Origin of the sequence: Hymenobacter saemangeumensis (genome assembly GCF_039541835.1) — a bacterium.
Lineage (GTDB): Bacteria > Bacteroidota > Bacteroidia > Cytophagales > Hymenobacteraceae > Hymenobacter > Hymenobacter saemangeumensis.
The window spans coordinates 45,319-65,267 of record NZ_BAABGZ010000018.1 but is presented as its reverse complement, the minus strand read 5'-3'; the positions used below and the strand labels follow the sequence as shown (position 1 = coordinate 65,267).

Below are 19,949 nucleotides of genomic sequence, written 5' to 3'. Positions count from 1 at the left end.
AGTTGTCAGCTTGTTCTATTGTCGGCCTTGTCAAGAACAATCCTGACAACTGACAACGAACAACTGACAACCATTACCCCAGCCAGTTTTCCAGCATGCGGGCGCCGTGCTCGGTCAGGATGCTTTCGGGATGAAACTGCACGCCGCGCACGTCGAACTGCCGGTGGCGCAAAGCCAGCACCTGCCCGTCATCGTCGCGGGCGGTTACTTCCAGTTCGGCGGGCATGCTCTGCGGCTGCACGGCCCAGGAGTGGTAGCGCCCTACCTGAAAGCGCGTCGGCAAACCAGCAAACAGCCGCTCGTCCGGCGCGGTCACTTCGGCGGTAGTGGCTACGCCGTGCAGCACGGCGGGTAGGTTGTACAGCGCCGCGCCGAAGCTTTCCGCCAGGCCCTGATGCCCCAGGCATACGCCCAGAATACGTTTACTGGGAGCATAGCGGGCAATAATCTGAGGCATCAGCCCCGCCTCGGCTGGGATACCTGGGCCGGGCGAAAGCAGCACGGCATCGTAGGCCTCCACCGCCTCCAGAGCCAGCTGGTCGTTGCGCAGCACCTTCAGATTAGCCCCCTGCCCCAGCTCCCGCAACAGGTGCACCAGGTTATAGGTGAAGGAGTCGTAGTTGTCGAGAACCAGGATTTTCATTTGAAAAGTATCATTTAACATTTAACCACCCCATCAATATTCGTTGTACCCCGCAGCTGACTGCTAGCTGACTTATTTCCTGCTAACTGCTAACTGTTAACTGCTAACTGAAGCCGCCTGCAGGGCCTGGCGCAGGGCGCCCAGCTTGTGGTGCACTTCCTGCAGCTCCGAGTTGATGTCGGAAGCGGCCACTACGCCGGCACCGGCCTGGAAGTAGAGCTGGTTGTGGTGGCTGAGGAAGGAGCGAATCATGATGGCGTGGTTGAAGCTGCCATCGAAGCCCAGGTGGCCCAGGCAGCCGCCGTAGTAGCCGCGGGCGGTAGGCTCCAACTCGTCGATAAGCTGCAGAGCGCGGTGCTTGGGTGCCCCCGAAAGCGTACCGGCCGGAAAAGTGTCGGCCACCACCTGCAGCGTGTCCGCCTCGGGCGCCAGCTCGGCGGCCACGTGGCTTACCAGGTGAATGACGTGGGAGTAGAACTGAATTTCGCGCAGGGTGCGCACTTCCACCTTGCTGCCGTGCCGGGCCAGGTCGTTGCGGGCCAGGTCTACCAGCATTACGTGCTCGGCATTCTCCTTGGGGTCGGCGGCCAGGCGCTGGGCCGCGGCGGCATCGGCGGCATCGTCGCCGGTGCGGCGGTAGGTGCCGGCAATGGGGTACAGGCTGGCCTCGCGGCCCTGCACCAGCAGCTGGGTTTCGGGCGAGGAGCCGAAGATTTTGTAGTCGCCGTAGTCGAAGTAAAACAAGTAGGGCGAGGGGTTGATGGAGCGCAGGGCGCGGTACACGTTAAACTCGTCGCCGGTGAATCCCTGCTGAAACCGGCGCGACAGCACAATCTGAAACACGTCGCCGCGCCGGCAGTGGGCCTGCCCCTGCGCCAGCCGCGCCAGGAACTCCTCATCGGTCTGGTTGCTCTGCTCCTGCCCTGCGGTGGCAAAGCCAAAGGCCGGCACGCTGGGGTTGCGCACCAGGTTTTCGAGGCGGTCGAGGCCGCTCTCCTGGCTTGGTGAATCGGCCAGCCGGTGCTCAAAAAGGTGCAGCTCCTGCCGGAAATGGTTGAAGGCAATAACGAAGCGGTACACGCCGTAGCGCATCAGCGGCACGTCGCCGGCCGGCACCTTGGCGGCGCTCAGTGCAACGTCCTCAAAGCTCTGCACGGCCTCGTAGCCCATGTAGCCAAACAAGCCGGTGCTAATGAATGGGAAAGCCGGAGCCTCGGCATCAGGCTGAAACGCGGCCGCAAACGTGCGCAGCCGGTCCAGGGCCAGCCGGGGTTCGCTCAGCTGCTCCTGCCCTGCTTCCTGGCCGGGCAGGCCCTGCCGCAGCACGCCGCCGCGGCCCAGCTCAAAGGTGGCCAGCGGCTCACATACCAGGTAGCTGAACGCATTTTGCTGCCCGTGGTAGTCGGCACTTTCCAGCAGCAGGCAATTGGCGTATTGGTCGCGCAGACGCAGGTACAGGCTCACGGGGGTTACCGTATCGGCCAGCAAGCGGCGGTGAGTGGTGCGAAGCAGGTAAGTCACGGAAATTTCAGGTAGGATGGAAATACAAAAAGCCCGGCTTTGGGCCGGGCTTCTGTAGAAATGGAAAAGGTCGGTTTGACTTTACCACGCGCACAGGCTGTCCGGTCCGAGGATTCGGAGCAGCCACCACCAAGCATGCGAAGTCGTGATAAAAGTCATAGGTCGGGTGCGTTTACGTGAAACGCGTCGCAAAGGTAGCAGGGTTTTATTAAAAAACAAGCAATACTTTGAACAGTTTGTTGCCAACCCGGCAAACTTGCACTGTAACGCTATTTTTTTTTCAGGGCTTCTCCTGCCTTTATCACCGGTTTAAATAGCTGGTTTATTGCCACTACTGCCGGGGCCTGGGGGAGCCAGCGTTGCCAGGTGCCGGATTGAAAAGCCAATGGTAGGCGGCCGGAAACTCGCGCTGCCAGAACCATTCCCTATGCTCGCCATCGGCCGGCGCTACCAGGCGCACATGTGCCGCCGGCACCCCGGCCGAGCGCAGGGCATTGCGCCAGTACACGGTCAGCGGCAGCATGGTTTCCGACTCCTTGGGGCCGCACAGGAAGTAGAAGCGGGCCCCCACCGCTGCCCGGTGGCGGCGGGCATACGCTTGCAGGGAATCCTGACAAACCCAGAACGCGGGGGAAAACACCCCCACCCGGCCGTACACGCGGGGGTACTTTAACGCGGCGTAGAAGGAGATAAGCCCCCCGAGGCTGGAGCCGGCAATGCCGGTGCTGGCCGCCTCCGGACGGGTCCGGTAGCGGGCATCGACGTAGGGCTTCAGCGTCAGGGTCAGAAAATCCACATAGGCATCGCCCTGCCCTCCCTGGTGCGTCTGGTCTTTCAGGGCGGCGCTGCGCCAGGGAATGTACTCGTCGAGCCGAAACTCGCCGCCATTATCAACGGCCACCACGATGCAGCCCCCGGCCGCTTTGCCGCGCGCCTGCAGGCGGTCCAGGATTTCATCGACGCCCCACTCCCCGCTGAAGCTGCTGGCTTCGTCGAATACGTTCTGGCCGTCGTGCAGGTACAGCACCGGGTAGCGCCGGGCTTTGTTTTGGTGGTAGCCGGCGGGCAGGTATATCCATACCCGGCGCTTCCGGTTCAGCTGGGGCATGTTAAACGCCTCGGCCAGCACCCGCACATTGGCAGAGGCAGTGTGGCGCTTGGCCTGGGCAGCCGAACCGCTCAGGTCTTCCCAGGCCGCTATTTCGTGCCTGATAAGTGCCGGAGCACCGGCCGCGGCCTTACGGTTGGCCAGGGGCTGCCCCTGGGCAGTAGCCTCCGCCGTGGCCCAGGTGCCGCGGGTAAACTTGTATTCTGCGGCCCCGGTACCGGCGGGTAAGCTCACTTGGTAGCTGCCATCGGCCTGCTTGCGCAGGGCAAACCCGTCGCTGCGCGGATTCCAGCCATTGAAGGAGCCGGCAACATAGAGCGTGTCACCGGCCGGGGTATTGGCCGGCACCCGGGTCACGGAAAGCACCGTCTGGGCGCTGGCCGGTGCGGCAGCCAGCAGGGCAAGCAGCAACAAACGGCGCATGGTGCAGGACGGCTGCGCTTAACGAATGGTGGAGCCGCTGCCGGCACCCCGCTCGGCTGAGTCCATGCGCCGCAGCGTGTACACGGCCCTTACCGAATCGACTCCGGGCAGGCCATTCACCTGAAAGTCGAGCAGGGAACCTTGCTTTTGCGGCCCTTTCACAAAGTGACGGTATTCCTCAGCCGATTCGCGCACCACGTACAGCTCGCCGGGCGAGGGCACCCGCAGCTTGGAATAGGTGCTGCGGCCATCGCCGGCGGGCTTGCGGACGTCGTCGGCAATCAGGCTGGTGCCCAGCAGGCGGAACTTCTTCTCGTCGGTACCGGGCAGGCCCAGGTTGCCCACCCCGTCGACATACACTTCGCGGCGCATTACCAGCTCTTCCGGGCCCAGGTAGCGCAGCAAGGCCAGGTGCTCCTCGTCCATGATAAGCTGCTGCACCACTTTGCCGGGAGGAGCCTGCTCGTAGTACACGATTACCGGGTTCTTGAGCTTGGTCTTGCTTACAATAATGGGGGGCGCATCCTCATCGGCATTTTCCTTGCGGATAATAATCGGCCCATTCGCGTTTTTCCCTTTGCCCTTGCCTTGCTCCGTTTTCGTTTTGCCCTTGGACTTGGACGGCATCACGATGCCCGGCTGGTCCTGAGCAACAGCGTTGCCGATAGAAGCTGCCAGCACCAGCAGCATGAAGAGTAGTTGCTTTTTCATTTTCATGGTGAAACCCAAAAGTAAGGGGTTTAAAACCGCCAGTACGACCAACTCTCGTGCCAGCCGGTAAAATGCAGTGCAATTTCGCTTTGCGAGTTCCCGAATGCAAGCGCGAGTGGTTGCCAGAAGTGCCTGATTGATGCAAATAAACGATGGGACCGGCACTTTTTCTCCGACCTCGCCCCTATCTTGGGAACGTGCAACACAACAGGCAGGCTTCCAGGCTTACTGTATACGCTAGCTGCTAAGCAGTTCTGTTCCCGACGGCCTCCGGTATTGACCGGTTTTCTTAGCCGTACGGCACAGCCAGCACCAGGCCCGGCGCTGCTCTGCGAGCTATTCTGCGAATCTTTAAGTATACTCGCATAGGGATAATATATTTGGAGGTTTCTGTTTAATATCCAAAACGCAAGTGCCAGCAGTTGGTTTTGGAAACGATTTCACTAAAAAAGTTTTACGGCACCACTCCGAATTGTGATTCTCACGAAGAACACCATATCTTGCGTGGTTATTTGGATTTCCGGCAACGTTTGCGGAAATATTTTAGCCACTTTAGCCCTGATTATCAAGCCTGTATAAAATCCTCATTTTGCACTCTGGCTGAACGTTCCTCTGCTTTCTACCTTTTTGGCCTCTTTTCAAGCCTGTTTCGGATGACTTTCCCTCGATTTTCATTCGATTTTTTCCTCCCGGCCTCCAACGACTTAACCCACCATTCACTTTTTTTCAAACCGTTTCCTTTATGAAACACCATTACCTGGCGAAACTATTGTTTCTGCTGCTATTCGCGGGCTTTGGCTTCCCCTCGGGAGCATTTGCCCAAACTGGTTCCGTGAGCGGACGTGTCACGGATGACGCTAACGAAGGGGTTCCGGGTGCTACCGTGCTGATTGAAGGCACCACCATTGGCGGCTCGTCGAACGTGGACGGTACCTACAGTATCCAGAACGTGCCGGCTGGCCCCCAAACCCTGGTTATCTCCTATGTAGGGTACACCACCGTACGCCGTCCGGTATCGGTTGTGGCTGGCCAGAACACCGAAGTGTCGGCCAGCCTGGTCGAAAACACCACCCAGCTTTCCGAAGCCGTGGTAGTGGGCTACGGCACCCAGCGCCGCCAGGACGTAACCGGCTCCATTACAACAGTCGACGAGCGGCAGTTTGTGAAAGGCCAGGTTACCAACCCCGAGCAGCTGATTCAGGGCAAAGTAGCCGGGGTACAGATTACCACCGGCGGCGGTGCTCCCGGCGCAGGCTCCCAAATCCTGATTCGGGGCGGCTCCTCGCTGGCGGCTTCCAACGCCCCGCTTATCGTTATCGATGGCGTGCCGGTCGACAACTCCGGCCTGGCCGGCTCGTCGAACCCGCTCTCGCTCATCAACCCCAACGACATTGAGAGCGTGACGGTACTGAAAGATGCGTCGGCAACGGCAATCTACGGCTCCCGTGCATCGAACGGCGTTATCATCGTGACGACCAAGCGTGGCCTGGCCGGCGAAAAGATGCGCCTCAATGTTTCGACCCAGAACTCCCTGGCCACCATTGCCAAGTATGCCGACGTTCTCTCGGCCGATGAGTTCCGCACCCTGGTAAACGAGCGCGGCACCAGTGGCCAGAAGGCCTCGCTGGGCAACGCCAGCACCGACTGGCAGAAAGAAATCTACCGCACGGCTTTCACCACCGACAACAACGTGAGCCTGATGGGCTCGGCCGGCAAAACGCCGTTCCGTGTGTCGGTAGGCCACCTGCGCCAGGAAGGCCTGCTGAAGAACAACGACCTGACCCGTTTCTCGGGCTCGGTGGGCGTGACCCCCATGCTGCTCGACGACAACCTGCGCATCGACATCAACCTGAAAGGCTCGGTTATCGACAACAACTTCTCCGACCAGGGCGCGGTAGGCAACGCCGTGCGCTTCGACCCCACCCAGCCGATTCGCTCGTCTGACCCGCGCTATGCTCCTTATGGCGGCTACGTGGAGTTTCTCGAAACCGGCGGCTCGGGCAACCTCAACAACCTCTCGCCCCGCAACCCCGTCAGCCTGATTGAGCAGCGCCGCGACCGTAGCACGGTTCGCCGCAGCATCGGCAACATTCAGCTCGACTACAAGCTGCCCTTCCTGAGCGGCCTGAGCGCCAACCTCAACCTGGGCTATGACGTGCAGCGCGGCAACGGCACCACCTTCGTGCCGGCTACGGCGGCCTCGGCCTTCGGCCAGCGTGGCGTAAACAACGAGTACCGCCAGGACCTGAACAACACCCTGCTGGAAGCTTTCGCCAAGTACACCAAAACCGTGGGCGTAGGCCGCATGGAGCTGCTCGGCGGCTACTCCTGGCAGAAGTTCCAGAACCGTGGCTACATCTTCCCCAACCGCCGCGCCGATGGCAGCGTGTTCCAGGAGTCTTCGCTCACCTACACCAACCAGGACCAGGCCCTCAACCAGTACGTGCTGCTGGGCTTCTTCGGCCGGGCCAACTACAACATCGCCGACAAGTACCTGCTGACGGCTACGTTCCGTGCTGACGGCTCGTCGCGCTTCCCCAACAACAAGTGGGGCTACTTCCCCTCGGGTGCTGTTGCCTGGCGCATTAAGGGCGAGGATTTCCTGAAGAACTCCACGGCCATCTCCGACTTGAAGCTGCGCCTGGGCTACGGCCAGACCGGCCAGCAGGACGTGGGCTCCTTCTACCCTGGCGTGCCGACGCTGACGCTGAGCACCCTGACGTCGCAGTACCAGATTGGCTCGGGTGCCAACGGCTTCGTGCGTACGCTGCGCTCCGACCAGTACAACCCCAACATCAAGTGGGAAACGACCACCACCTACAACCTGGGTCTGGACTACGGCTTTGCCAGCGGCCGCGTGTATGGTAGCGTTGACTTTTATCAGCGCGACACCAAGGACCTGCTGAACTTTCTGCCCATCGGCCCGCTGGAAGGCCTCTCCAACGGCGGCACCTTTAACGTAGGCTCACTCACCAACAAGGGGGTAGAGTTTGTAACCAACCTGGACGCCGTGCGCGGCGACAAGTTCAACCTAACGGTTAACTTCAACGCCACCTACAACCGTAACCGCATCACCAAGCTCACCCGCAGCGACGCAGCCAACGACGTTGGTCAGCAGACTGGCGGTATTTCCGGCGGTGTGGGCAACAACATTCAGGTGAACACCGTGGGCTTCCCCACGCAGTCGTTCTACGTGGCCCAGCAGGTATACGGTCAGGATGGCAACCCCGTGGAAGGCATCTATGTGGACCGTAACGGCGACAACACCATCAGCAGCCTTGACTACTACCGCTACAAGTCGGCCCGCCCGGACTACATCCTCGGCGGTGGCGCTAACCTGACCTATGGCAAGGCCAGCCTGGCCTTCACGCTGCGCTCCAACATCGGCAACTACGTGTACAACAACGTACGCTCCGAGTCGTTCTACGACCAGTCGACCACGGGCTTCGCCGTGAACCGCAACCGCGAGGTGCTGCGCTCTAACTTCGGCACGGCTCAGTACTTCTCCGACTACTTCGTGGAGAATGCTTCGTTCCTCCGCATGGAGAACATCACGGTGGGCTACAACTTCGGTAGCCTGGTGAAGGAAAACACGAACCTTAACCTCACCTTCGCTGTTCAGAACGCATTCATTATTACCAAGTACAAAGGCATAGACCCGGAAATCATCGGTGGCATCGACCAAACCATCTATCCGCGTCCGCGCACCTTCACCGTTGGCCTCAACGTGGGCTTCTAACCCTTTAAATGCAACCTGATTATGCGTAATAAATTTCTTCGCACCCTGGGAATGCTGGCGTTAGTAGCCACTTTGCTTCCCGCCTGCACCAAAGACCTCGACCAGACCCCGGATTACTCGGCCAACGCGGAAGTCGTTTTCCGTGACCCGGCCCAAATTCGCCAGGTTCTGGCCCGCCTGTACGCCACCCTGGCCGTGAGCGGCCAGCAGGGGCCCGCCGGCATGCCCGACATTTCGGGTATCGACGAGGGCTTCTCCAACTACCTGCGTCAGTACTGGTCGCTGCAGGAGGTAACCACCGACGAAGCCATCATTGGCTGGAACGATGGCAACCTGCCCAACGTCAACAAAATGACCTGGAACGCCGACAACGAGTTTGTGCGGGCCCTCTACGACCGGATTTACTACCAGATTTCGCTCTGCAACGAGTTTATCCGGCAAACCACCGACTCCAAGCTCAGCGACCGCGGCATCAGCGGCGATGCGGCCGGCACGGTGCGTAAGTACCGCGCCGAGGCCCGCTTCCTGCGCGCATTGAGCTACTTCCACGCCATGGACATGTTTGGCGGGGGCCCCTTCGCTACCGAAGACCAGGACGTAGGCACGGTGCCCAGCCAGAAAACGCGTGCCGAATACTTCTCCTTCGTTGAGTCGGAGCTGAACGCCATTGAGAGCGAAATGCTGAACCCGCGCGCCGAATATGGCCGCGCCGACAAAGCCACGCTCTGGACCCTGCAAACCAAGCTGTACCTGAACGCACAGGTGTACACCGGCACGGCCCGCAATGCCGAAGCTATTACGGCAGCCCGCAAAGTGCTGGCCGCGGGCTACACCCTCAGCCCCAACTACAGCCACCTGTTCCTGGCCGACAACGACCGTTCGGCGGCCCGCAACGAAATCATCTTCCCGGTGACTTCGGATGGGGTGCGGACCCAGACTTATGGCAGCATGACCTTCCTGACCCACGCCCCAGTGGGCGGCCGCATGCAACCGGCCGACTTTGGCATCAACGGCGGCTGGGCTGGCCTGCGGGCCCGTCCTAACCTGGTGGGCCTGTTCCTGGCTCCCTCCCAGATGCCAGCCGATGTAACCGACCGTCGGGCCCTGTTTTTCACCACCGGCCAGCGCCGTGCGGTGGATACGCTGAGTGCTTTCAGCAATGGCTATGCGGTAACCAAGTACAAGAACGTTACCTCGACCGGTGTTCCCGGTAGCGGCGCCCAGGCCAATGGTGGCAGCGGCGACTTCATCGACACGGACTTCCCCATGTTCCGCCTGGCCGACGTGCAGCTGATGCTGGCCGAAGCCCTGCTGCGCTCGGGTGGCAGCACTACCGAAGCCCTGCAGCTGGTGAACACCGTGCGGACTCGCTCCAACGCGCCGGCTCTGAGCTCCATTACCCTGGACGGCATCCTCGACGAGCGCGGCCGTGAGCTGTTCTGGGAAGGCCACCGCCGTACCGACCTGATTCGCTTCGGTCGCTACACGGGTCCCCTCCAGTTCCTGTGGCCCTTCAAGGGTGGTGACACCCGTACCGGCCAGCAAGTAGACGTAACGCGCAACCTGTTCCCGATTCCGAACACCGCTCGCGTTGCCAACTCCAACATTCAGCAGAACCCGGGTTATTAATCGCAAGCCGCTGCCGTAACCGCGCTCCGGCTACAGTTACGGCAGCCTTGCATCACTCACTTTCTCATCTCAATTATATGTACAATAAATTCGCTAAACTGGCGGTGCTGGGCAGCTTACTATTCGCTTTCGCTGCTTGTGAGAAAGACGAAACAAAGGCAACCCTGAACGTTGTAGCCAAACCGGCCCTCACGGCCTCCGCTACCACCGCCACCATTGCCCAGTCGACGCCGAATGTCCCGGCGGTGACCTATAGCTGGACTGCAGCCGACTTCAACTTCCCTGCTGCGGTTACCTACACCCTGCAGTTTGCTAAAGCCAACACCAACTTCGCGTCCACCGAGGACATCAACGTTGGCTCGGCGCTGAGCAAGTCGTTTACCAACAAGGAGCTCAACGACCTCTACAACACCATCGACTGCAACCTGCCCAGCACCCCGGCTCCGGTGCGCCTCGACGTGCGGGTGAAAGCTTCGCTGGGCGGCAAGGTGGAGCCCGCCTACTCGGAAGTGAAGTCGATGGTGGCTTCGCCCTACCAGGCCGTAACCATTCCCACGCAGCAGTGGGGCCTGGTGGGCCCGGCTGGCAATGGCTGGCCAGGGGCAACTCCTAACGACATCATGCTGACTTACGACTGCACGGTGCGGGCCTATGTGCTGCGCAATGCCCAGCTGAATGCCGGTGAATTCAAGTTCCGTCAAGACCAGAGCTGGAGCACCAACCTGGGTGGCCCCGCCGGCGATTTCCGCCAAGGCGTACCCCTGACGCTGAACGGCCCCAACCTGGTGGCTGCCGCCGGCAGGTACACGGTTAAGCTGGTGGTAAACCGCGACGCTGCCGGTGCCGTTACGGGCGGTGTTGTTACGCTGACGCCCTGATTAACCGGGCCAGCCGCTGGCCCACCCTGTTCCAAAAAAGCCGCTGCCCTGCAGCGGCTTTTTTGTTTTCTGCCATCAAGGGTTTAAGTGGCTCTTGCAGGCATGAGGCAGTCAACAACCCGCCCCAGGGTCATATTCTGTGTCTGTTGCAGCCTTCTGCCGCATGGGAATTATACCTCTCCTCCTTCTAACAATGAAGCGCCTTCAGTAAGCCTGTACTTATGAATTTATAGTAAGACCACCGCCCTGACCAACGCGAAACCCGCCCGAAAATCAGGCTGTATACTGTAGCGCTTATTGTGAGCTCACCATAGCCAACCATGCCGTGAACAGCGTCAGATACGGCACTAAGCTACTGGCTTACGTTACTCCTATTAACCCCAAAGGCCAGGCGATAGAAGACAACTGGCCAACAAAAAAAGCCCCCGTACTGCCAAGAGTACGGGGGCTATTTTATGAATGAGGGCTAACCTACAGCAGCACTACCTTACGGGTAGCCAGGTTGTCGCCTACGCGTACCTGCACCAGGTAAGTACCAGCAGCAACATCCGCCGAGCTGATGCTTACCGTCTGCGTGCCAACGGTTTTGGCACCGGTTTCCAGCACGCGCACCGTACGGCCCATGAGGTCGGTGAGGACTACGCTAACCTGCTCGGAGCGGCTGGCCACGTTGTAGGAAACCGTAGCCTGGCCATTGGCCGGGTTCGGGAACACGTTCATGCCAATACTGGCGGCATCCACCACTTTGGTACCCAGCACGCCGTTGGCGCCCAGGGTGATGGTAGCGGCCTGACGGCCTACAATCGTGGCGAAGTCAACCATGCTCGAAGTAGCCAGGTTGCCACCGTTGGTGGTCAGCGGAGCCGAGGTCTGGGGGATGAAGTCTGAGGAGAGGTAGCCGCCATCGCCGCTGTTCTGCACCAGGAAGATGCTCAGCGAGGGCGTGCCAACGTTCAGGGCCATGTTGACGCGGTCCAGCTCAATCTCCCAGCCGTAGCTGCCTACGCCGCCGTAAGCCGCGCTGGTGTTGGGCGACACGTTGCCGGGGTTGGTGAGGATTCTGCCGTCGGTAGTGCCGCGGTAAGCTACCCGGGCACCGGCGAACTTGGCGAAAGTGCCAATGGTGGCAGCCATCGACAGGTTCTGGGGCATGCCGTTGGCAGCAACCGTGCCGGCGGTGGAAGTCAGCTTCTGCGAAGTGCCCACCGTACCCGAGGTGTAGGAAGCACCTTCAATCTGGTAGTCGCTGCCGTCGGCGCGCAGGGCCAGGGCCATGTCAGCCGCCAGGTCGAGACGGGCCGTCATGTTCTGGAAGGAAGTGGAGGCTGCACCAGCGGGCAGGGCCGTGCCAACGGGAACACCGGGCGTGCCGGGCAGGTCCATAAACAGCTGGAAGGCGTTGCCGTTGTTTTCCACCGTGCCGCCTACAAAGAAGTACAGCTTGGTGGGGGTGCTGGCCGCGTAAAGGCTCAACAGACCCCAGTCGCCGAAGCCGCGGGGGTTAGTGAACTTGCCAATAAGCTGGTAGTTTCCAGCCGTCACTTCAGCGGCCGTCAGCTGCCCATCGAGCGAAACCTGGGCCTGGGCGCTCAGCGAGCCTGCCGCCAGGACTCCCGCTGTGACGAGGGTAAAGATTTTTTTCATCGGTCTTGAAAAGGTGAAAATTGTAAAAAATGGTAGGTAAAATTGTGAATATGATTCCAGCGTGCTGGAACTAGGTAAAAGTAACATTTTTGGCTCACTTAACGCACTTTTTGGAGTAAAGTTTTTGAGACAAAAACGATTTTTATTACAAAAAATAATTTTTCAGACTATCGACGGCCTTTAACGCATTTGTGCGGCTTGGAGTTATCGGTTTGTGGCTATTAGGCGCTACTTTCGTCTTTGTATCGACCTTCAATTTTGCCACTTCCTGCCTTATGATTCTAATTGCCGATGGCGGCTCCACGAAAAGCAACTGGTGCCAGCTCGACGACGCCCACACCCGCGTTTACTTCAACACCGAAGGCTACAACCCGGACTTTGTAGACACCCCCACCATTGCGGCTTCGCTTCACCAGAACCTGCCCGACACCCTACCGCGGGACGAGGTACGCGAAGTGCATTTCTACGGGGCCGGGGTGTCGTCGCCCGCCAAAGCCGACGTGATTGGCAATGCCATGCGGCAGCTGTTCCCCAACGCTACCGTCACCGTGACCGAGGACCTGCTGGCCGCCGCCCGGGCGCTGCTGGGCCGCAAGCCTGGCTTTGCCTCCATTCTCGGCACGGGCACCAACTCCTGCCTGTACGACGGCGAGAAGATTATCTACAACGTGGATTCACTCGGCTACTTTCTCGGTGATGAAGGCTCGGGCTCGTTTATCGGCAAGCGCCTGCTGCGGGATTACCTGCGCGGCCTGCTGCCCGACGGCCTGCAGGACGAGTTCCGGAACGCTTACAACCTGGGCTCGCGCAACGACATCCTCGACCGGCTCTACAACCAGCCCCTGCCCAACCGCTTCCTGGCCAGCTTTGCCAAGTTCGCCTACGACCACAACAACGTGAGCTACTGCCGGGAGATTGTGCTGCAGGGTTTTGAGACGTTTTTCCAGAACCTGGTGCTGCACTACCCCAACTACCAGGCTTACACCTTCAACTGCGTGGGCTCGGTGGGCTACAACTTCCGCGATGCCCTGATGCAGGTAGCGCAAAGCCATGGCATGCAGGTGGGCAAAATCATCCGCTCCCCTATCGACGACCTGGTTAGCTTTCACGAGCAGGCGTAGCCTGGTTGGGCTGGTATAGCGCGGACTCTGCGAGTCCGCGCTATACCAGCCTTCCGCCTGAAGCTTAGCACATAAAAAAGGCCCGTCGTGTTGTACGACGGGCCTTTTTTTGCTTAACACCTTGCCGCAGTTAGCGGGTTATCACCAGGCGCTGGGTTTGCTGGCGGCCGGCGGCTTCCAGGCTTACCAGGTACATGCCCGGGGCCAGGCCGCTCAGGGGCAGCTCCAGGCTGTGGCCGCCGCCGCTCTGGCGCTTAGCCGGCAGGGTCAGCACATTCTGTCCCAGCAGGTTGCGCACGCTCACCTGTACCGTAGCAGCCACGGGCAGCTCGTAGAACAGCGTAGTGGAGCTGCCGGCCGGGTTGGGGGCAGCGCTGAGCTGGAAGGCATTGGCCAGCTCGGCCTTGTCGGCGCGAGCCGACAGCGCACGTGCCACGCGCCGGTTGGTGTACACGGCGTACTCGCCGGGGTTGAGGTTGAGCAGCGCCTGGGTGTTGGTCACCGTGATGCTGTCGCCGGTCAGGTAGTTGTACCAACGCCCGGTCTGGGGGAAGTTGGGGTTGATTTGGTCGCCGAAGATGCCGAAGTTGCCCACCACCGTCACGTTGAGCGTGGGGTGGGTAAGGTGCATCACCTTCGACTGCGACGCCAGCTGGTAAGTGAAGGTACCATTGGCGAAAGCGGGCTCGTTGCGGTTGCGCAGCGCAATCAGGTTGGCGTACACGTTGTACAGCTGGCGGCGGGCCGGGTCCTGGAAGTAGTTCCAGAGGATGGGCTTGGCGCCGGTGCGGCCGTTCTGGTTGATGCTGATGTCGTAGCCCAGCTCGCCAAACTGCCAAATCATTTTGGGGCCGGGGATGGGGAAGAAGAACGCCGCATTGGCGGCCATGCGCTGCAGAGCCGTGGCCTGGTTGCGGATGTCGTAGCCGGCGCCGTTGTTCAGGCCGAAGTTGAGGGCGCTGTACATGTTGCGCTCCTCGTCGTGGCTTTCCATGAAGGCAAGCAGGTTGGGCTGCTGCCAGTTACGAGCCCGGTAGTAGCCCCAGTTCAGGTTGGCCGACCGTCCTTCGGCGAGGTTGGTGTAGGCACCGTGCATGTTGCCCCACAGCATCATGCCGGCATTGGCCAGCACGGTTTCCTCGCTGTTGTCGGCAAAGTGCTCCAGAATGTTATAGGAGCCGGGGCTGGTGGCCTGCATGTGGTTGTGGTAGTCGAGCCAGATGTTGATGCGCGACTGGTCGTAGTTGCTCCACTGGCCAACGTTGGAGCCGGAGTTTACCTGGGTAAAGCCTTTGCTCAGGTCGAAGCGGTAGCCATCGAGGCGGTATTCCTGCAGCCAGAAATCTATTACGTCCTTGGTGAAGCGCTTGGTAAAGGGGCTTTCGTGGTTGAAGTCGTAGCCCACGTTGAAGGGGTGGGTGGCGCTGCGGTTGAACCAGGGGCTGTTGGCGGTGGGGTTGCCATCGAAATACATCTGCACCATGGGGCTCTGGCCGAAGGAGTGGTTGAGCACCATGTCAATCACCACGGCCATACCGCGGCGGTGGGCTTCGTCGATAAAGCGCTTGAAGGCTTCCTTGGTGCCGTAGTACTTGTCGACGGCAAAGTAGAAGCTCGGGTTGTAGCCCCAGCTGTCGTTGCCTTCAAACTCGTTCACGGGCATGAGCTCGATGCAGTTGACACCCAGGCGCTGCAGGTAGCCCAGGGTATCGCGCAGGGTCTGGAAGTCGTGGCGGGCAATGAAGTCGCGCAGGTGCAGCTCGTACACTATCAGGCTGGTTTTGGCCGGGCGCTGGAAGTTGGTGGTTTGCCACACGTAGGGCGTCTGGTTGGTCTGGAAGGTGGCCATGATGCCGGTTTGCCCGGCGGGGTAGCGCAGGCCGGGATAGGTCACGGCCGGAATAAACCGGTCGTTGTTGGGGTCCAGCACTTTCTCGGTGTAGGGGTCGGCTACGCGCAGGGTGCCATCTACCAGGTACTGGTAGGCATACTCGCGGCCGGCGGTGAGGCCGTTGAGCTGCACCCACCACACGTTGCCGTCGGGGGTGCGGTTCATGAAGGCCGAGTTTTCGGGCTGGAAGTTGTTGAACTCGCCCACAGCGTACACAAACTGCTTGTTAGGAGCCGTGAGGGCCAGGATAACCGAGGTGCCGCCGGGCAGGTAGGTAATACCGCCTTGTCGTGCGCCGGCGGGCAGGGGGGCGGTTACCACTGGCGGGCGCACCACCAGCACGACGGAGTCGGATACCGCCGTGGCGCCGCTGCCGGCGGTCAGGCGCAGCACGTTGCGGCCGGTGGCGGTGGGCGTTACGCTGCCCGTGATGGTGGTGGCATTGCTGGCCTGGCCAACCTGCACCCCGTTCAGCGTCAGCGTCAGGTTGGCGGCCTGGGCGCTGCTGCCGCTCACGGGCAGGGCCACGCCGGCGGTCACGAACTGCGGGTTGCCGCCGCTTACGGGCTGGGTCAGGCGCACGGCCGGGCCGCCCTGGTACACGTCGATGAACATGTCACTGCCATTGGAGGAGCGGCCTACGGTGTTGCCGGCGGCGTCCTTGAAAATCATGGCCAGCCGCAGAATGGTTTCATTGGCGGGCACGGGGTAGTAGGTGCGCGGCGTGAAGGTGATGCGGTACAGGTTGGGGTTGGTGGCGTCGCGGGTCATCAGCGCCGCCGGGTCGGCCTGGCCGAAGCTGGGGCTTTTCACGTGCCGCCAGGTGGTGTTGTTGGCACTCAGGTTGGTAACTACTCCGGTCCAGATGTAGACGTTGCCGGTGAAGTTAGCCAATGCTCCGTTGCCCTGGGTAGCATCGTAGGTAATGGTAACCTGGTCGGTTTCCCGGAAGAAAACCGGTTGGGTGGTCAGCACCTGCGCCTGTACGGCGAAAGGCAGCAACCCAATCAACAAGGCAAAATAGTGTCGAAAAAGGCTCATGTGGGAATTGGGAAAAGTGGAAAATATCCTATTAAGTGAGCAGACTGTCGAATGGTTCAAGCCTTAACCTGAGGGGCTGCTGCTATGCTAAAGCAAGATACAATACTACCTGCCCAAGCCCGCCAGGCCCAGCACTAGCGCATGCCGTATCTTTGCGGCCAAGCCCATGCCTTATGACGCCTATTATGAGGCAGTTAGTTCCTTTAAAATTACTACTCCCCCTTTCGTTTTTTTTCTGGGCCGGCCCGTTGGTGCCGACTCCCGGAAAGGCACAAGTGCTGAAGCCTGTACCACAATCGATTGCGGAAATGCATCCTGTTTTAGTACAGGATTTACCTGCAGATTCAACCCGCCGGACTGCCCGCCGGGTACGATTGCTGACGGCCGGCTCGGCCCTGGGCTACGGCCTCATCTACACCGGCCTGACGAGCAGCTGGTACACGGGCGAAAAGACCTCGCTGCATTGGTTCAACGACTGGCCCGAGTGGAAGCAGCTCGACAAGGCCGGGCACGCCTGGGGGGCCTTTCAGATTAGCCGCGGCGCCGTGGATATGCTGCGCTGGGCCGGCTTGCCGGAGCGCAAAGCCATCTGGTACGGCTCCTTCGTGGGCTTCGCAGTGCAAAGCCCCATCGAGCTGCTCGACGGGCGCGACCCGGCCTACGGCGCATCGGCCACCGACCTGGGGGCCAACTTTCTGGGCTCGGCCGGGGTGCTCGCGCAAGAGCTGGCCTGGGGCGACATCCGCATTATGCCCAAGCTCTCGTTTCGCCTCACGGACTATGCCCAGCGCCGGCCCAACGTGCTGGGCAAGACGGTACCCGAGCGCCTGCTCAAGGACTACAACGGCCAGACCTACTGGCTGTGCACCGACGTGGGCGCCTTTCTGGGCGCCGGCAGCCGCTGGCCCCGCTGGCTGCAGCCGGCCCTGGGCTACGGCGGCGAAGACCTGGTGTACAACGACGACGGCGTGAACGCCGCCCAGGGCCTGCGCCCCTACCGGCAGTACTACCTGTCGCTCGATGTGGACCTGCGGCGTATTCCTACCCGCAGCGTGCTGCTGAAGCGCGTGTTTTATGCCCTCAGCATCTTTCACCTGCCGGCCCCGGCCCTGGAGCTGAACGGCCGGGGGGAGTGGCAGCTGCACGGGCTTTACTACTAGCGGCCAAACCGTTGCCGCCCGGGCCTGGGTGGGCCAGTGCTTGAGGCTCAACCCATGGCGGTGGTTTGCGTTAGCCTAGTGGCCCAACAGGGCTATTGTGTTATGCTGCTTAGTACGAATCTTCCCATCCGCTACATCCTTAAACGCATCCTGCCCGATGTTATTCGGGTGCTGCTCATCTCCATCCTGTTCCAGGTGCTGAAGATGTACTTCGTGGATTATCTGCCCCAGATTCCACTGCAGCTGCCGACTATCCTGGGCAGCTCGATTTCGCTGCTGCTGGCATTTAAAATCAGCCAGTCGTATGACCGGTGGTGGGAAGCACGCAAGGTGTGGGGCGCCATCGTCAACGATTCGCGCACGCTGGTGCTGCAGCTAATGGGCTTCGTTCCCAACGACGTGCTGAAGGGCAGCGGCTCCAGCTCGCTGCTGCGGTCGGTCGCTTACCGCCAGATTGCCTGGTGCTACAGCCTGGGCGAGTCGCTCCGCCAGCATGACCCCACCGCCACGCTGCGTACCTACCTGCCGGCCGACGAAGTATCTTACGTTCAGGAGCACTCCAACAAGCCCCTGGCCCTGCTGTCGCTGCATACCCAACAGATAAAGCAGCTTTATCAGCAAGAGGCTATCAACGCTTTTCAGCAGGTGCAGCTGGATAATACCCTGGTACGGCTCTGCGATGCCATGGGCCGGGCCGAGCGCATCCGCAGCACAGTGTTCCCAACCAGCTACCGCCTGCTGATTTACTTCTTTATTTATCTGTTTCTCAGCACCCTCTCACTGGGTTTGGTTGAAACCATCGGGTTATGGGAAATACCTATCCTGATGGTTGTTGCCTCTACGTTCTTTCTGCTAGAACGAACCGCCGGCTACCTGCAGGACCCCTTCAATAACAAGCCCACGGATACGCCGGTTACGGCCATTGCCCGAACCATTGAGATAAACCTGAAGCAGCTGCTGCAGGAGTCGGAGGTGCCAGCACCTTATGCGCCGGAAAAATTCTACCTGATGTAGGCCCAGCATCGAACCGGGCAGCAGGGCTGGGGTATTTCCTCAGGCTCCATTCTACATAGCCCGCAAGCTTTTCAGCAATTACGAAAACGTAGCTACAACCCGGGCGGCTGCGTACGTAGCGGAACAGACGCCGTACTTTTGAGCGAAAACGTCGCTGTCGGCCAAGGAACCTCACTGGTTGCCCTGGCCAACAATTGCTTAGATAACGAACTATGAACGTAGGAGATAGAGTACGCCTGCTCACGGGCACCGAGCGTGGCATCATCACCCGCCTGCTCGACAGCGAGCTGGTGGAAGTGGCCATTGACAACGACTTCACCATCCCCGTGCTGCGCCGGGAAGTGGTGGTGATTGCGCCCGAGGAAAGCCAGACCTTCGACGGCGCCCCTGCCGAGTACAAGCCCGGCAAGGCCAACCAGAATCCCGGCCGCAACCCCAGCAAGAAAGACCGGAGTGCGCCCAAGCCCGCCCCCCGGGCCCCGCAGCCGTCGCTTGCCGACGCCTTGGCAGCCGTGGCCTCCAGCGGCCCGGGCAAAAGCGGTGCGCCCTCGGCGCCCAAAGCCCTGGCGGCGCCGCCCGCAGCGAAAGGCGTGTTTCTGGCCCTGGTGCATCAGTCGCCCGAGCTGCTGGGCGTCACGCTCATCAACAACACCGACTCGGAAATTCTCTTTACCTACGGCGAGGAAACGCCCCGCCGCCCTTACCGCGCCCTGGCTGCCGACAAGCTGGGGGCCAAGGCCAGCACCAGGCCCCTGGCCCACTTCCACCTCAAGGATTTTGAGCAGTGGCCGGCCGTGGTGGTGCAGCTCCTCCCCTTTCGCCTCAACGGCGAGGCCGCCTACGAGCTGGTGAGCAAGCGCCAAAGCTTTAAGGCCAGCACTTTTTACAGCAGCAAGCGGGAAGCGCCGGTAATCAAGCAGGACGCTTACCTGTTTCAGCTTGACGAGCGGGCCGCTCAGGCCATTGCCCCGGAAAAGCTGGCCCAGGAAGCGCCGGCTCCCCCGCCGGCGAAAGCCGAAGGGAGCGTAGATGTGCAGGCGCTGAAGGCCCAGCTCAGCGGCGACGCCCCGGCCAAACCCGCCGCAGTAGCCGCCGCTGCTGCTCCGGCCCCGGTGGCGCCCATTGTGGCCCCACCCCACGAGTTCGACCTGCATCTGGAAGCCCTGCGGCCCGACAACACCGAGGAGCTAAGCAACACGGCCATTCTGCGCATTCAGCTCGACGCGTTTGAAGAAGCCCTGAGCCGGGCCCTGGCTACCAACATGCACGAAATCGTGTTTATCCACGGCATGGGCAACGGGGTGCTGCGCAAGGAAATCCACCGCCAGCTGAGCCGCAACAAGGACATCAAGTTTTTTGAGGACGCCAAGAAGGAGAAGTTTGGGTTTGGCGCCACGCTGGTGCGCCTGAAGTAAAGTCCGTTGTC

Annotated in this window: 13 protein-coding genes; 7 read left to right on the top strand and 6 right to left on the bottom strand. The window is 60.7% G+C overall.

Features of this window, described 5'->3' with window-relative positions; all coding sequences use genetic code 11:
* Positions 1 to 73 precede the first annotated feature (73 nt).
* The 4 genes from ABD919_RS09320 to ABD919_RS09305 all read right to left on the bottom strand — a co-directional run bounded on the left by ABD919_RS09320 (position 74) and on the right by ABD919_RS09305 (position 4,406).
* Positions 74 to 643, bottom strand: a complete 570-nt coding sequence (locus ABD919_RS09320; RefSeq protein WP_345235727.1) for an anthranilate synthase component II — start codon at positions 641 to 643, stop codon at positions 74 to 76.
* A 96-nt stretch (positions 644 to 739) separates the two neighbouring features.
* Positions 740 to 2,164: an anthranilate synthase component I family protein gene (locus ABD919_RS09315; protein ID WP_345235726.1), complete on the bottom strand. Its 1,425-nt coding sequence runs from the start codon at positions 2,162 to 2,164 to the stop codon at positions 740 to 742.
* Positions 2,165 to 2,495: 331 nt separating this feature from the next.
* Positions 2,496 to 3,695 carry an alpha/beta hydrolase gene (locus ABD919_RS09310; RefSeq protein WP_345235725.1) on the bottom strand — a complete coding sequence of 400 codons (1,200 nt, stop codon included), beginning with the start codon at positions 3,693 to 3,695 and terminating at the stop codon, positions 2,496 to 2,498.
* Positions 3,696 to 3,713: 18 nt separating this feature from the next.
* The gene (locus tag ABD919_RS09305; protein WP_345235724.1) at positions 3,714 to 4,406 is read right to left on the bottom strand and encodes a hypothetical protein; all 693 of its coding nucleotides are present in this window, start codon (positions 4,404 to 4,406) and stop codon (positions 3,714 to 3,716) included.
* Positions 4,407 to 5,148: 742 nt separating this feature from the next.
* Between ABD919_RS09305 and ABD919_RS09300 the strand changes: the two genes are divergently transcribed.
* From ABD919_RS09300 to ABD919_RS09290, 3 genes are all read left to right on the top strand, one after another.
* Positions 5,149 to 8,145: a SusC/RagA family TonB-linked outer membrane protein gene (locus tag ABD919_RS09300; protein WP_345235723.1), complete on the top strand. Its 2,997-nt coding sequence runs from the start codon at positions 5,149 to 5,151 to the stop codon at positions 8,143 to 8,145.
* A gap of 21 nt (positions 8,146 to 8,166) precedes the next feature.
* Positions 8,167 to 9,774 (top strand): RagB/SusD family nutrient uptake outer membrane protein, encoded by a 1,608-nt coding sequence (locus ABD919_RS09295; protein ID WP_345235722.1) that lies wholly within the window; start codon positions 8,167 to 8,169, stop codon positions 9,772 to 9,774.
* 77 nt (positions 9,775 to 9,851) lie between these two features.
* Complete coding sequence (locus ABD919_RS09290; RefSeq protein WP_345235721.1) at positions 9,852 to 10,652, top strand: SusE domain-containing protein; 801 nt, start codon at positions 9,852 to 9,854, stop codon at positions 10,650 to 10,652.
* 471 nt (positions 10,653 to 11,123) lie between these two features.
* Here the strand turns inward: ABD919_RS09290 and ABD919_RS09285 are convergent, their stop codons facing one another.
* Positions 11,124 to 12,296: a T9SS type A sorting domain-containing protein gene (locus ABD919_RS09285; protein WP_345235720.1), complete on the bottom strand. Its 1,173-nt coding sequence runs from the start codon at positions 12,294 to 12,296 to the stop codon at positions 11,124 to 11,126.
* A gap of 275 nt (positions 12,297 to 12,571) precedes the next feature.
* On the opposite strand from ABD919_RS09285, the gene ABD919_RS09280 reads away from it, so the two are divergent.
* Complete coding sequence (locus tag ABD919_RS09280; RefSeq protein WP_345235719.1) at positions 12,572 to 13,417, top strand: N-acetylglucosamine kinase; 846 nt, start codon at positions 12,572 to 12,574, stop codon at positions 13,415 to 13,417.
* Positions 13,418 to 13,547: 130 nt separating this feature from the next.
* Here ABD919_RS09280 and ABD919_RS09275 read toward each other — a convergent pair whose 3' ends face one another.
* Positions 13,548 to 16,349, bottom strand: a complete 2,802-nt coding sequence (locus ABD919_RS09275) for a DUF4961 domain-containing protein (RefSeq protein WP_345235718.1) — start codon at positions 16,347 to 16,349, stop codon at positions 13,548 to 13,550.
* A gap of 308 nt (positions 16,350 to 16,657) precedes the next feature.
* On the opposite strand from ABD919_RS09275, the gene ABD919_RS09270 reads away from it, so the two are divergent.
* From ABD919_RS09270 to ABD919_RS09260, 3 genes are all read left to right on the top strand, one after another.
* Positions 16,658 to 17,509, top strand: a complete 852-nt coding sequence (locus ABD919_RS09270) for a DUF2279 domain-containing protein (protein WP_345235717.1) — start codon at positions 16,658 to 16,660, stop codon at positions 17,507 to 17,509.
* Positions 17,510 to 17,611: 102 nt separating this feature from the next.
* Positions 17,612 to 18,523 carry a bestrophin family protein gene (locus ABD919_RS09265; RefSeq protein ID WP_345235716.1) on the top strand — a complete coding sequence of 304 codons (912 nt, stop codon included), beginning with the start codon at positions 17,612 to 17,614 and terminating at the stop codon, positions 18,521 to 18,523.
* Positions 18,524 to 18,735: 212 nt separating this feature from the next.
* Positions 18,736 to 19,938, top strand: coding sequence for a Smr/MutS family protein (locus ABD919_RS09260; RefSeq protein WP_345235715.1), 1,203 nt, complete (start codon positions 18,736 to 18,738; stop codon positions 19,936 to 19,938).
* The last annotated feature ends 11 nt before the right edge of the window (positions 19,939 to 19,949 follow it).